The organism is Frankia gtarii (genome assembly GCF_025403375.1).
Classification (GTDB): domain Bacteria; phylum Actinomycetota; class Actinomycetes; order Frankiales; family Frankiaceae; genus Frankia; species Frankia gtarii.
Window position 1 is genome coordinate 1 of the sequence record NZ_JAMPTM010000202.1, and the last position, 12,584, is coordinate 12,584.

Annotated in this window: 13 protein-coding genes and 1 pseudogene; 2 read left to right on the top strand and 12 right to left on the bottom strand. The window is 71.9% G+C overall.

Annotation, left to right across the window (positions count from 1 at the left end):
- The first annotated feature begins 313 nt into the window (after positions 1-313).
- Entirely contained in the window at positions 314-919 is a 606-nt protein-coding gene (locus tag NBZ83_RS23405) for a low temperature requirement protein A (protein WP_261566120.1), read from the top strand.
- A gap of 333 nt (positions 920-1,252) precedes the next feature.
- On the top strand, positions 1,253-1,588 hold the full coding sequence (gene fdxA / locus NBZ83_RS23410; RefSeq protein WP_261575799.1) for a ferredoxin: 336 nt from the start codon (positions 1,253-1,255) through the stop codon (positions 1,586-1,588).
- A gap of 532 nt (positions 1,589-2,120) precedes the next feature.
- Here the strand turns inward: fdxA and NBZ83_RS23415 are convergent.
- From NBZ83_RS23415 to NBZ83_RS23470, 12 genes and pseudogenes are all read right to left on the bottom strand, one after another.
- The gene (locus tag NBZ83_RS23415) at positions 2,121-3,206 is read right to left on the bottom strand and encodes a 2-oxoacid:ferredoxin oxidoreductase subunit beta (RefSeq protein WP_261566122.1); all 1,086 of its coding nucleotides are present in this window, start codon (positions 3,204-3,206) and stop codon (positions 2,121-2,123) included.
- Positions 3,203-5,248: a 2-oxoacid:acceptor oxidoreductase subunit alpha gene (locus NBZ83_RS23420; protein WP_261566123.1), complete on the bottom strand. Its 2,046-nt coding sequence runs from the start codon at positions 5,246-5,248 to the stop codon at positions 3,203-3,205. The genes NBZ83_RS23415 and NBZ83_RS23420 overlap by 4 nt, the downstream gene beginning before the upstream one ends.
- Before the next feature lie 82 nt (positions 5,249-5,330).
- Positions 5,331-6,767: a cysteine desulfurase family protein gene (locus NBZ83_RS23425; protein WP_261575800.1), complete on the bottom strand. Its 1,437-nt coding sequence runs from the start codon at positions 6,765-6,767 to the stop codon at positions 5,331-5,333.
- On the bottom strand, positions 6,764-7,597 hold the full coding sequence (locus NBZ83_RS23430; protein ID WP_261575801.1) for a HesA/MoeB/ThiF family protein: 834 nt from the start codon (positions 7,595-7,597) through the stop codon (positions 6,764-6,766). Before NBZ83_RS23430 ends, NBZ83_RS23425 begins: the two co-directional genes overlap by 4 nt.
- A 240-nt stretch (positions 7,598-7,837) precedes the next feature.
- Positions 7,838-8,458 carry an iron-sulfur cluster assembly accessory protein gene (locus tag NBZ83_RS23435; protein WP_261566126.1) on the bottom strand — a complete coding sequence of 207 codons (621 nt, stop codon included), beginning with the start codon at positions 8,456-8,458 and terminating at the stop codon, positions 7,838-7,840.
- Positions 8,455-9,909: pseudogene (gene nifB / locus NBZ83_RS23440) on the bottom strand (nitrogenase cofactor biosynthesis protein NifB); the annotation flags it as partial. The gene NBZ83_RS23435 and the pseudogene nifB, both read right to left, overlap by 4 nt.
- Positions 9,909-10,556, bottom strand: coding sequence for a nitrogen fixation protein NifZ (locus tag NBZ83_RS23445; protein ID WP_261566128.1), 648 nt, complete (start codon positions 10,554-10,556; stop codon positions 9,909-9,911). The pseudogene nifB and the gene NBZ83_RS23445, both read right to left, overlap by 1 nt.
- The gene (gene nifW / locus NBZ83_RS23450; protein ID WP_261566129.1) at positions 10,553-10,951 is read right to left on the bottom strand and encodes a nitrogenase-stabilizing/protective protein NifW; all 399 of its coding nucleotides are present in this window, start codon (positions 10,949-10,951) and stop codon (positions 10,553-10,555) included. The genes NBZ83_RS23445 and nifW overlap by 4 nt, the downstream gene beginning before the upstream one ends.
- Positions 10,948-11,196, bottom strand: a complete 249-nt coding sequence (locus tag NBZ83_RS23455; RefSeq protein WP_261566130.1) for a CCE_0567 family metalloprotein — start codon at positions 11,194-11,196, stop codon at positions 10,948-10,950. Before NBZ83_RS23455 ends, nifW begins: the two co-directional genes overlap by 4 nt.
- On the bottom strand, positions 11,186-11,629 hold the full coding sequence (locus NBZ83_RS23460) for a NifX-associated nitrogen fixation protein (RefSeq protein ID WP_261566131.1): 444 nt from the start codon (positions 11,627-11,629) through the stop codon (positions 11,186-11,188). Before NBZ83_RS23460 ends, NBZ83_RS23455 begins: the two co-directional genes overlap by 11 nt.
- Positions 11,626-12,060 (bottom strand): nitrogen fixation protein NifX, encoded by a 435-nt coding sequence (gene nifX / locus NBZ83_RS23465; RefSeq protein ID WP_136447373.1) that lies wholly within the window; start codon positions 12,058-12,060, stop codon positions 11,626-11,628. The genes NBZ83_RS23460 and nifX overlap by 4 nt, the downstream gene beginning before the upstream one ends.
- The coding region (locus NBZ83_RS23470) for a nitrogenase component 1 (RefSeq protein ID WP_308203821.1) at positions 12,054-12,584 on the bottom strand (531 nt) is incomplete at its 5' end. The genes NBZ83_RS23470 and nifX, both read right to left, overlap by 7 nt.

Here is a 12,584-nt window from a genome sequence, read left to right on the forward strand (position 1 = left end):
CCGGTGGGGACCGGCGGGGCCGCAGCCTCCCCGGACGACCTACTGTCAGGTCGGTCACCTGCCGGTTTGCCAGTCGGGCGGCAAACCGGAGCCGGCCGGTGCCTTTCCGGCTATGACGCTGCCCGAGCTGGCGGGCTCCTCGACGCCGCCGCAGGTGAGCCGACGCCCTTGGTGCCGGCCGATGCGCCCGGCCACACCGGGTGGCGACACCGCTTGGAGCGGCTGTTCGATCTGCGCTTCGCGGTCGCGGTCGCGCAGTCGCCCACGAAGCTGCACCACGCGCTGGGCGAGGGACGCGTGGGCAGCCGGCGCCGTGGCCTACTTCACCGTCTTCTTCGCCGTCTGGTGGGCGTGGATGAACTTCACCCACCTGGCCACCTCCGCCTACGACGTCGACGATGTGCCGGACCGGGTCGCGACCTTCGTCCAGATAGCCGGAGTACTGATTCTCGCCGCCGGCGTGCCGCGTGCCTTCGACGACGACTTCACGGTGGTGACCCTCGGCTACGCCATGTTTCGCTGCGGGTTGGTGACCCAGTGGCTGCGGGCCGCCCGCGGGGCGGACGGCTGGCACCTGCTGGGGTTCGCCGTGATGGCCCCCTCGGAACTGGCGGTGCCGATCATCGCCGAGCGGGCCGGGCGGACCCCGTGGCATCCCCACATCGCGGAACGGTACGGCCTGTTCGCGATCATCGTTCTGGGCGAGTCCATCCTGTCGGCGATGGTCGCGGTGCAGCCCGCCATCGATTACTTCAGCTTCGCCGCCGCGGCGGCCGTCGGCGCCGACCTCACGGCGAACATCGACCGGGTCGCCCACCACGGCGAGATCGACAGGTTCGCCGCGAGCGCGGCGGTGACCGTGCCGGTGGCCGTCTTCCTGGTCACCGTCGCGCTGCTGCGCACCTACGCGGCGCAGTGAGGGCGGCGACGGCCAGGGCCAGGGGGCCAGGAAAAACTTTTCCTTGGACTTATCCTTGGGTTTTTCCGGGACCTTGGGATCTTCACATCGAAAGCCACTGAACACGGATCGACTTGTTTACGCTCCCTTTACAGCCGACCTCGCCATCCAGCCCGGTCTCCTGTTACGCTTTCCTGGAAGCCGCACGTAAGGCCGAACCGTAGAAATCGGACCGGTTCCGGTGGCACGGATTCCGTGATCGACGACGGAGTCCACCATCGATCCGCGGGTCACCGTGGGCCCGGCCCGCCTTCAACACTCGACCCGTCCCGGCGACCGGTAAAGAAGGCACTCATGACGTTTGTCGTCACGTCCGCCTGCATTGATTTAAAGGATACCGCCTGCCTGGGCGAATGTCCCGTCGACTGCATCTACGAGGGCGCTCGGAAGCTGTACATAAATCCAAACGAGTGCATCGACTGCGCGGCGTGCGAGTCGGCCTGCCCGGTCGACGCGATCATGAGCGTCAAGCTGGTACCACCGTCGGAATTCGAGTTCATCGTGGACGAGGCCCGCTTCTTCAACACCATCCTGCCTGGGCGGGATGTTCCCGTCGGCGATCCGGGCGGCGCGGGCAGGGTCGGCCCGATCAGGGCCGACACCCCCTTCGTCGCGGGGTACGGACGCTGACGGCACAAGCCGCCGGCGAAGGCTGACGCGGCCACGGCGTCAGCGGGACCGCCGGCTACGGCCGGTGCTCAGGACCACCCCCGTCCGGGCACCGGCCTTTCAACTTCACACCACACCGCCGGCCGGCCGCAGCAATGCAGCCGGCCGGCGGCATTTCCATGAAACGCCGCCATGAAACGCCGCCGCGCACCGCCGCCGCGGAGGCCCGCGTGAAGGCCGGCCGTGAAGCGTCGCCGCGAACTGCCCCGACCGCGCTGGCGGCGTCTCCGAGCGAATTCGGGTCTCTCCCATTCCGGTAACCCCAAGGATTTCCGCCCTGGCCGGTCCCCCGCTCGGGGCCATTCGAAGTGGCATTCCCACCGGGCATTCCGAGGAGGCCGCTCCGGCCATGCCACCATCGGACCCGGACGCGTCAGAGGGGACCAGCCCGACCGAAGTCGACCTGGTCCCCTCTCATCACGGGACGGGCGGTCCGCCCGGCCGCCCGTCCGCCCCGGCCGGGGGCGCAGCTCCCCGGCCGGCGGTCTGGTTGCTAGCCGGCGACCACCCAGGAGTCGCTGCCCGTGAGCAGCGACCGCAGGTCACCACGGCCGTCGGGGCGGGCCGTCGCCAGCCGCTCCTGGTAGAGCTGGTCGAAGCTCGGCTGGGAGACCGACCGGTACACCCCGATCGGCGGCTCGGCGAGCGACGTCTCCGCCAGGCGGGCGAGCCCGTAGGCGTAGGTGGAGTTCTGGGTGCCCGGGTCGTGGACGACGACGCGGGAGTCGCCGCCGTGGCCGATACCCAGCTCACCGGTGCTCGGGTCGCGGACCACGCCCCACTGCTCCTTGGCGCCGAAGACGATCGGCAGGCCGGGCGAGAGCCGGATCGGGCCGTGCTCGGGCGCCGAGGGGTCGTCCGGCTCCGCGGGGCTCGTCTCGCCGGCGGCCCGGCTGGGCTGACGGGGGATCGCGCTGAACGTGGGGCAGCCCTGCCGGATCTCCACCAGCGCGGCGCCCTTGTGCGCCGCGGCGGCGGTCAGCGTCGCCGTGAGGTGGCGGCGATCGGAGTCGATCGTGCGGGCCACGAACGTCGCCCCGGCCCCGAGCGCGAGCGCGATCGGGTTGAACGGGTTGTCGAGTGAGCCGAACGGGCTCGACGGACCGATCGTGCCGACCTTGGACGTCGGCGAGGCCTGCCCCTTGGTCAGCCCGTAGATGTGGTTGTTGAGCAGCAGGATCTTGAGGTTCACGTTGCGCCGCAACGCGTGGATCAGGTGGTTGCCGCCGATGGCCAGCGCGTCGCCGTCACCGGTGACGACCCACACCGACAGATCCGGCCGGTTGATCGAGATACCGGTCGCGAACGACGGCGCCCGACCGTGGATGGAGTGGATGCCGTAGGTGTCGAGGTAGTACGGCAGCCGCGAGGAGCAGCCGATGCCCGACACCACCACGGTGTTCTCGGGCGCGACGCCGAGGGCCGGCAGCAGCCCGCGCATCGTCGACAGGATCGCGTGGTCCCCGCAGCCGGGGCACCAGCGGACCTCCTGGCCGGTGGTGAAGTCCGCCACCGTCGGCGCCCGCCGGCCGCTCGCGCCGCCGACCGGCTCCTCGGCTTTTCCGTTGATCGTGCTCATCGTCCCGCCTCCCGGGTCACGTCGTGCTGGCTGGCAGTGGCCGTGCCGGCGCGGGCCGCGGGCTTCGCCGCCCCCGCCTCCGAGATCGCCGCGAGGCGCGCGCCGACATCGCCGACCGGCTTCGTACCGGTGGCACCCGAGGCGTCCTCGTCGATGCCCTGGATCACCCGGGTGATGACGGAGGCGAGCTCCGCCGTCCGGAACGGCATCCCGCGGGTCTGGTTGTAACCGACGGTGTCGATCAGGGTCTCGCGGCGCAGGTGGCCGGCGAGCTGGCCGAGGTTCATCTCGGGCACGAGCACGGTGTGGTACTCGGAGAGCACCGAGGCGAGGTTCGCCGGCAGCGGCACGATGTGGCGCAGGTGCGCCTGGGCGACCTTCATGCCCTCGGCCCGCACCTGCCGGCAGGCCTCCCCGATCGGGCCCCACGTCGAACCCCAGCCGATCACGAGCACGTCCGCACCGGATCCGGGCGGACCGCTCGGGTCGTCGACCTCCAGCGGCGGCACGTCGATGTTGTCGATCTTCGCCTGTCGGGTCCGGATCATGAGATCGTGGTTGTCCGGGTCGTAGGACACCGCGCCGGTGAGGTCGGCCTTCTCCAGGCCGCCGATCCGGTGGGTCAGCCCCGGGGTGCCGGGGATCGCCAGCGGCCGGGCGAGGGTCACCGGGTCACGCGCGTACGGCAGGAAGATCGGGTTGCCGTCCGCGTCGACCGCGTTCGGCTCGGTGGCGAGGTCGATGCCGATGAACGGCAGCTCCTCGACCTCGGGGACCCGCCAGGGCTCGCTGCCGTTGGCGATGTAGGCGTCGGAGAGCAGGATGACCGGGGTGCGGTAGGCCAGCGCGATCCGCGCGGCCTCCATCGCGGCGTCGAAGCCGTCCGCTGCCGAGCGCACCGCGATCACCGGCATCGGCGCCTCGCCGTGCCGGCCGTAAAGCGCCTGCAGCAGGTCGGACTGCTCGGTCTTGGTCGGCAGGCCGGTGGACGGCCCGCCGCGCTGCACGTTGACGATGACGAGCGGCAGCTCCATGATCACGGCGAGGCCGAGCGCCTCGGCCTTGAGCGCCATCCCGGGACCCGAGGTGACCGTCACCCCGAGCATGCCGGCGTAGGACCCGCCGATCGCCGCGCCGATGGCCGCGATCTCGTCCTCGGCCTGGAAGGACCGCACGTCGTTGGAGGCCAGCGCGGCCAGTTCGTGCAGGATCTCCGACGCCGGGGTAATCGGGTAGGCGCCGAGGAACAGCGGCATCGCGGCCTGGTGCGCCGCGGCCACCAGGCCGTAGGCGACGGCCTTGTTGCCCTTCATGTGCCGGTAGGTGCCAGCCGGGAGCGGGGCCGGCTTCACCTCGTACACGTTCGCGAAGGCCTCGCTCGCCTCGCCGTAGATCCAGCCGGCGCGCAGCGCGGAGACGTTCGCGGCCTGCACGTCGGGCTTCGAGGCGAAGCGCTTCTGCAGGTAGGCGATCGTGTCCTCGATCTGCTGGCTGAACATCCAGGACACCAGGCCGAGGGCGAACATGTTCTTCGTCCGCGCGGCGTCCTTGCGCTTGAGGTTGTGATCGGCGACGGCGGCCGCGGCGAACCCGGTCAGGTTGATGGCGTGCACCTGGAAGGCGTCCAGCGAGCCGTCGGTCAGCGGGTCGATGTCGTAGCCGGCCTTTTCGAGCCCCAGCACCGTGAACGAATCGGTGTCCAGGATGATGACGCCGCCGGGGCGCAGCTCGGCGACGTTCGCCTTCAGCGCCGCGGGGTTCATGGCGACGAGGACGTCAGGCTGGTCACCGGGAGTCCGGATGTCGTGGTCAGCGATGTGAAGCTGGTAGCTCGAGACGCCGGCCACGGTGCCCGCTGGGGCGCGGATCTCCGCTGGGTAGTTCGGCAGCGTCGCCACATCGTTACCGATCGCGGCCGCCTGGGCGCCGAATCGGTCACCGGTGAGCTGCATCCCGTCGCCGGAGTCTCCGGCGAAGCGGATAACCACGTTCTCCAGCCGTCTGGCCCCTTCGGACCGTTCGGACAACTGCTCGGTGGGCATGAGGGACCTCATCTCAACGTCGCGATCCCGCGCCGGGAGTGCCAGGACCACGCGTGGCGAGACTGGCAGCGCGGGCCGGTCATCAGGGCAGGGCAGACCGAGGAACGGGCAGCTCCGGGGTCCGCCCCGGGGTCGGGGAGACCTCGCCGGTCCAGCCGGCGGCGGGCCGGCCGCTCGCCGCCGGCAGCTCGGGCTCCCCGGGTTCGGCGGGCGGGGGGACCTCGCCGGACCCGACCGCCCGAAGGGACTGCACGCGCAGCACGGCGCGGGCCACCGTCGCGGCGGCGGCGTGGATCTGATCCACGGTGGTGAACCGACCCACGCTGAACCGCAGGCTTTCCCGCGCGGCGGTCGCCGAACGGCCCATTGCGAGCAGCACCGGGGACGGCTCGCTCCCCCCGCCGTGGCAGGCGGAGCCGGCGGACACCGCCACGTCGGGCAGGCAGGACTGGACGGCGTCCGCGTCGGCGTCGACGAAGCGCAGGTTCAACGTGTTCGGCAGCCGGACCATGCCGGGCCGGGCGCTGCCGTCCTCGACCGGCCCGTTGACCTCCAGCGCATCCGCGCCGAGCCACCCGACGAGCAGGTCGAACAGCAGGTCCGTCTGGGCCCGCTGCCGGATGGCCTCGTCGTCCATCATCGCGGCGGCGATGCGGGCCGCGGCGCCGAAACCGACGATGCCGGGGGTGTTGAGGGTGCCGGCCCGCAGGCCGCGTTCCTGCCCGCCGCCGTGAATCAGCGGCGCGAGGCGCGCCCGCACCGACCGGCCGGCGATCAGCGCACCGGTGCCCTTCGGGCCGTACATCTTGTGCGCGGACGCGACGGCGAGGTCGATCCCCGTCTCGGTGACCGAGACCGGGATGCGGCCGAACGCCTGGGTGACGTCACACAGGAACAGCGCTCCCGCCTCGTGGGCGAGGGCGGCAACCGGTCGCGGGTCGTTGAGCGATCCCGTCTCGTTGTTGGCCGCCATGACCGCGACCAGGGCGACCTCGTCGGCCTCGCCGCGGCCCCGGGAGCCCCCTGAGCCCTCGGGATCCGCGGCCGACCCAGCAGTGGACGGCGGCACAGCGGTGGACGGCGGCACAGCGGTGGACGGCGTCATGGGATGCAGCAGCGCGCGCAGGTGGGACAGGTCGATGGCGCCGTCCGGGTGCACCCGGACGGTCTGCACGCGGCCCCCGTGCAGCTCGGCGGCGGCCTGCGCCGCGGCGCGGACCGCCGGGTGCTCGGTGGCCCCGACCAGGACGCGGCGCCGGTTCGGGGGCGCCGTGGCGAGGACCCCGGTGATCGCCAGGTTGGCCGCTTCGGTCGCGCCGCTGGTGAACACCACGTCGCGCGGGCGTGCACCGGCGAGGATGGCGACGTCGCGGCGAGCCCGGTCGACGAGCCGGGCGACCGCCTGACCGGCCGGGTGCGGGCTCGCCGGGTTGGCGAAGTGCTCCCGCAGCAGCGGCAGCATGGCGTTGAGAACCTCGGGGTCGACCGGCGTCGTCGCATTGTTGTCGAGGTAGATCACGGTGTGCTCCCCGGGCCGCAGTCCGGGCAGGCCGGGTCGCGCCGGGTCCGCGGGGTGCGCAGGTCGACGTCCCACAGGTCGAGATGGACGAGGCGACCGACGGCCGGCTCGGCGAAACCGCCGACGACCTTGAGCGCCTCCGTCGCGGCCAGGCAGCCCACCGTGCCCGCGACGGCGCCGAGCACCGGGAAGCCGAGCGGTTCCCAAGCCGGGTCGCCCTCGCCGAACACGCAGCGCAGGCACGGCTCCCCCGGCCGGACCACCATCAGATACGCCTCGGTGGCGTTCATCGCGGCGACGACCAGCGGCACCCCCGCCCGCACGCACAGCCGATTGATCAGGTACCGCTCGGGGAAGTTGTGCCGGGCGTCGACGACGGTGTCCGCCTCGGCGATCAGGCCGGGCACGGCCGGGTCCGCGAGGTCGCGGTCCACCGCGACGATCTCGACGCCTGGATGGTGGGCGCGCAGGGTGTCCGCCGCGCACTGGACCCGGGGCTCGCCGACCCGCTCCGGCCGCATGAGCGTCTGCCGGTTCAGGTCGGGCTCTTCCAAAACGCCCGGATGGATCAGGATGAGGCGGCCGACCCCGGCGGCGGCGAGATAGGTCGCGGCCGCCCCGCCGACGCCGCCGACGCCGGCCACCAGGACCGTTGCCTGGCTCAGCCGCCGCTGGGCCGATACCCCGAAGCCGGGGATGGTCAACTGCCGATCGAAGCGTCGGGAAGTCTCCGCCGCGGGCGGCGCCGCCTGTACGGGCAGGATCCGCGCGGGCGGGCCGGGGCACATCGACCGCAGGCGCGGGTGGGAGTGAGACCGAGCAGTGACCATCGAGCTCTCCGCGGATTCGGCAGGACGGGGGAAGGCGACCCGATCAGTCGGGTCGGTCGGGGCCGCTTGGTCGGGGCCGCCTGGTCGGGGCCGCCTGGTCGGGGCCGACTCGTCGGGGCCGACTGGTCGGGGCCGACTGGTCGAACGGGTCGCCCGCTGGGGGGTGGCGGCGGCGGGCGGCCGACAGGTCCGCGGACCCGCGGCCATCCGCCGCCGTCACCCCCGTTCGGGCGGGGCGCCTCAGGCGACCAGCGCGACTCGGCCGATCTCCGGCAGCTCCTGCCTGAGCCGGGCCTCGATCACGCCGGTCAGCGTCGCGTTCGCGCTGGAGCAGCCGCCGCAGGCACCGGTCAGGCGCAGGTGCACCTCGGCCGAGCCGGGCTGCCCACCCCCGGCGAGGACCGCGACGACCTCGGCGTCCCCACCGTCCCCGCGCAGCAGCGGGCGGATCTCCTCCATGATCTCCTCGACCTGCTCGCGCAGCTTCGAGTCGGCCGCGGTGCGCTCGGGATCGTCGGACGAGCCGAACGACGACCCGCACCCGCAGGAGCTCTTCGCGTTCGGGTTGGCGAAGGTGAAGCCGGAGGAGGTCAGCGTCTCGGTGTAGTCGACGCGCATCCCGCGCAGCAGATCGACGCTGGAGGTGTGCACGACGACGTCGAAGCCGTCCTGCGGCAGCACGACATCGCCGGTCTCGGCGCCGGGCACCAGCGCCAGCTTGTAGGTGTAGCCGGAGCAGCCACCCGGGTCGACCCCGATGCGCAGGGCGAATCCCTCGGTCCCCTGGGTCGAGCCAAGCAGGTGGCGCACCTGCGCCACGGCCTTGTCGGTCAGTTCGATGACGGTGGCGGTCGCGGTCATGGGGTGCCTACCTCCGCAGGGGCGCGGTCCGTGACGAGGCGGGCGCCGACTTCGGCCACCGCCTTGTCGATCAGGTCGTAGATCTCGACCGGCTCGATGCCGGCCTCCTCGAGCGCCTCGCGCGGCCCAAGGCCGATCTTGCTGCACAGCACGGCTGCGCAGTCGGAGAGCATCTCGATGGTGCGGTCGAGCTTCGATGCGTCCTCGTCGCAGTCCGACGGGCCGTTGCAGTAGCGGTCGACGTCGCGGGTCTGCACCAGGCGAGCCCAGCCGGGGCCGCCCTCGTAGATCCAGAACTCGCCGGCGTGGCCGAAGTGCTGGTTGACGACGCCGCTGCCCTTGGTGGCGACCGCGACGAGGACGACCTCGTCCGGCCGGACGGGCTCGGCCGCCGGTGCGTCGGGGGTGCGCGCGCCGGTGGAGATGTTGAGGGTCTGCCGGGTGGCGGCGACCTCGGTGCGCCAGCGCTCGATCTCCTCGTGCGCCTGCTGGCGACCGGCGAGGTCGTAGCCGATCTCCCGGCCCCGGAACGTCTCGGGCAGGAACTCGTCGCCGCGGTCCTCACCGAGCAGGCCGACCGCGTCGGCGCGGCACTGCCGGCAGTGGCGCATCATGTTCATCTCGGCGCCGTCGTCCTGCTCGCACCGGTCCTGCAGGGCCTTGAGCTCCTGCGGGGTCGGGCCACGCTGGCCGGTCAGGCCGAAGTGGGTGCCGTGTTCGGGGGCCGAGACCAGCGGCATCACGTTGTGCAGGAAGGCACCGAGCCCCTTGACGGTCCGGGAGACCTCGACGAGGTGCTCGTCGTTGATCCCGGGGATCATCACCGAGTTGACCTTGCAGAGGATCTTCCGCTCGGTCAGTGCCGCGAGCCCCGCGAGCTGCTGCTCGGAGAGGATCTTCGATGCCTCCCGGCCGGTGTACCGCCTGCCCCGCCAGGTGATCCACGGGTAGATCCGCTCGCCGACCTCGGGGTCGATCATGTTGATCGTGATCGTGACGTGGTCGACGTTGAGGTCGGCGATCCGGTCGACGAACTCGGGCAGCCGCAGGCCGTTGGTCGACAGGCACAGCTTGATGTCCGGGCAGTCCCGGGCCACCAGTTCCATCGTGCGAAACGTCGGCTTCGGGTTCGCCAGCGGGTCACCGGGCCCGGCGATCCCCAGCACGCTCATCTGCTTGATCTCGCTGGCGACCAGCTTGACCTTGGCGAACGCGTCCTCGGGAGTCAGCAGCGTGCTCGTGACGCCTGGCCGGCTCTCGTTGGCACAGTCGAACTTCCGGTTGCAGAAGTTGCACTGGATGTTGCAGCCGGGCGCGACCGCGACGTGCATGCGGGCGTAGTACTGGTGCGCCTCGGCGCTGTAGCACGGATGGTTGGCGATCTTCTGCGCGATCTCCGGGTCCTGCACGGGAGCGCTGGTGCCGCAGCTCGTCGTGCTCGCGCAGCCGCTCACCGACGGCCGTCCTGCGCGCCGGGCGTGCCCGCGCCGACAGTCTTGGCCGGCGGCGTGGGCTTGGCGGACGGCGTGGGCTTGGCCGGCGGCGTGGGCTTGGCGGACGGCGTGGGCTTGGCCGGGTCCGCAGCCTTGGCAGGCGGCGTGGGCTTGGCGGGCGCGGCCGGCGCCGCGGCCTCGGCGTCCGCCTTGGCGGACTTGCAGTTCGAGGACCCGTGCTTGCAGGACTTCGCCGCCGGCCCGGCGGCCCCGTCGTGAACGCTGTGCACGGCGGGCTCGGCTGGCACCTTCTCTGCTACCAGGACGGCGGCCGGGGCCGAGCCTTCCGCCGCCGCCCCGGCGGCCGTCGTCTTCGCGGCCGGCTGCGCCTGCGCCGGCTGCACGTCCCCGGACTCCTCGTCCGCCGCATCCTCGGCGGCGGTGAGCTCGCGCTCCAACGCGCCGACGATGCGGCCGTTTTCGAAGGCGATCGCGTAGACGATGTGCTCCTGCAGGTACAGGCCGACGTTGATGACCTGGCCGCGGGTGCCCTCCTCGACCAGGATCTCGCCGATGGAGATCGCCGGGTCCGGGTAGGTGCCGTCGTTGCGCAGCGCCTTGGCTGCCACGACGACATCGCCGACGTCGTAGGTGTTGCTGGTCATCGGGACTCCTCCGTCGGCTCGGACGTTTCCGACGGCTGGGTGGACCCCAACCGCTGCACGGTGATCTCGGACGTCGACACGAAGGCCGCCGCTTGCGGTGCGCGGTCCTTCAGCACCTTGAACAGGCGGTGGTCCAGCGCGGTGGCGTTGGTGAACGCCTCGTAGGAGCGGACGAGCGCGTCGCGGTATTCGCGCAGGAGATGCCGCGGATGCTCCGCGTCGGCTCCGGCTTCGGGCAGCTTGGCCAGCTCGTCGGCGAAGTGCTTGAGGATGTGCAGCCGGTTGACGGCCACGACCCGCGGGTCGTAGTCGACCTCCAGCAGGCTGAAGTACTCCTCCGCGGTGGAGCAGCGGTTGAACTCGGCCAGTTGGCCGGCGTCGGTGGTCGCACTCATCGCGACGTCTCCTTCTCGGCCAGGCCCTCCAACAGGGCAATCTCGGCGTAGGCGTCATAGGTCCGGCGGGCGACGTCGAGCAGGCCCTCCCAGCCGATCGGGAGGTCCTCGGCGAGGTCGTGAAGATCGAGCTTGAGCCGGGTGGCCTTGCTGTGGAGCTTGCGCAGCCGCTGCTGGGCGGCGGCGGCGTCGAGGCCGGCGGGGTCGAGGCTCGCGGTGTTCGGCGCCGGCGTCTCAGGAGTCATCGCGGGCGACCTCGCTCCAGCGCTCGATCAGCTTGCTCGCGCCGCTCACCAGGGCCTCGCCGCGGGCGGCGAGCTCCTCGAACGAGTTGAAGCCGAACCGCTGCACGTCACGCAGCGCGTTGTCGAGCACGACAAGTCGGCCCGCAAAAATGATCACCCGGCCGAAACCCTCGCTGTTGAGGTCGAGAATCGTCGTGGTGAACGCGCCGGTCGCCTTCTCGGTGGCGGCCGCGATCGCCTGGTAGAACGACCGCAGCCGGGCCCCGGTGGCGATGTCGAGGTCGCAGTTGGTCGCGATCGTGCGGCGCTGCTCCTTCGTCACCACGAACGGGGCGAGCAGCTGGTCGTCGGAGAACCGATCGAGCTGGCCGTAGGAGTCGCCGGCCCGGACCTGGTCGAGCAGGTCACGCAGGAAGTCCTTCGCCTCGCTCATGCCGCATCTCCCTTCAGAACGGCGGCGACGCTGCGAGTCCAGCTCTGCGCGGCCGGCTGCTGCGACTCGCTGTGCTTGAGGACCTTGCGCAGCCAGGGCGGCGGGGACCCGGCCAGCGTCGCGACATAGCGGGTCAGCAGATCGGAGACGCTGGCGCCCTTGGCCACCTTCACCGGATGGATCTTGGCCTTGACGACCTTCGCCGCGGCGGTGCCGCCGATGTCGGCGATGTTGAGGATCGCGCAGTCCGTGACCGCGGCCAGCCTGGATTCGATCTTGTCCTGCTCGTCGTCGGACGCCGCCTCCAGCAGGCGGGTCTCCAGCAGGTGCGACCCCTCGGGGCCGACCTCGTAGACGTCGAACCGTCGGCACCAGCCGAAGTGCTGGTCCACAGCGGTGCCGTCGCTGGTCGCGAAGGCGATCTTCAACACGGGGACTCCTGGAACAGGTTGTCGAGTTCGTCGGGTTCTGCCGTGCCGCGCCCCTGCTGGGGGATCTCGGGGCCGGCACGATGACCGGCCGCGGCGGATCCGTGCGAGTCGGGCAGCGACGGCCGACCCGGCCGGGCGTGCCCGTGCCCGTGGTCGAGGACACGGTTCGCTGCGTCGATCAGCAGCCGCAGGCTGCCGACGTAACCGGCGGTGCCGGCCAACGCCGCCCCTAGCCGGTCGAAGATCGGGAACCCGATCGGCAGGAACGCGGCGCCGATCCGCTCCGCGATTGCCCGGGCGTGGCTGGAGCCGAGGACGAGCTCGGCACCGGCGGCCTGCGCCCGTTCGGCGAACTCGGCCAGGTCGCCGATGACGACCTCGGCCCAGGGCGCGGCGGCGAGGGCCGGCGCCGGGGTCGGCGACACCGCGGTCACGATCTCGGCGCCGACGTCGCGCAGCAGCGAACCGGCGGCCAGCAGGGTCTCGGGCTCCCCGGCGATCGCCACCCGGACGCCGCCGAGCAC

Excerpts from the sequence above, each read along its gene's own strand:
- fdxA (WP_261575799.1), top strand. The coding sequence starts at position 1,253 with ATGACGTTTGTCGTCACGTCCGCCTGCATTGATTTAAAGGATACCGCC.
- NBZ83_RS23415 (WP_261566122.1), bottom strand. The coding sequence starts at position 3,206 with ATGAGCACGATCAACGGAAAAGCCGAGGAGCCGGTCGGCGGCGCGAGC.
- NBZ83_RS23420 (WP_261566123.1), bottom strand. The coding sequence starts at position 5,248 with ATGCCCACCGAGCAGTTGTCCGAACGGTCCGAAGGGGCCAGACGGCTG.
- NBZ83_RS23430 (WP_261575801.1), bottom strand. The coding sequence starts at position 7,597 with ATGGTCACTGCTCGGTCTCACTCCCACCCGCGCCTGCGGTCGATGTGC.
- NBZ83_RS23435 (WP_261566126.1), bottom strand. The coding sequence starts at position 8,458 with ATGACCGCGACCGCCACCGTCATCGAACTGACCGACAAGGCCGTGGCG.
- NBZ83_RS23445 (WP_261566128.1), bottom strand. The coding sequence starts at position 10,556 with ATGACCAGCAACACCTACGACGTCGGCGATGTCGTCGTGGCAGCCAAG.
- nifW (WP_261566129.1), bottom strand. The coding sequence starts at position 10,951 with ATGAGTGCGACCACCGACGCCGGCCAACTGGCCGAGTTCAACCGCTGC.
- NBZ83_RS23455 (WP_261566130.1), bottom strand. The coding sequence starts at position 11,196 with ATGACTCCTGAGACGCCGGCGCCGAACACCGCGAGCCTCGACCCCGCC.
- NBZ83_RS23460 (WP_261566131.1), bottom strand. The coding sequence starts at position 11,629 with ATGAGCGAGGCGAAGGACTTCCTGCGTGACCTGCTCGACCAGGTCCGG.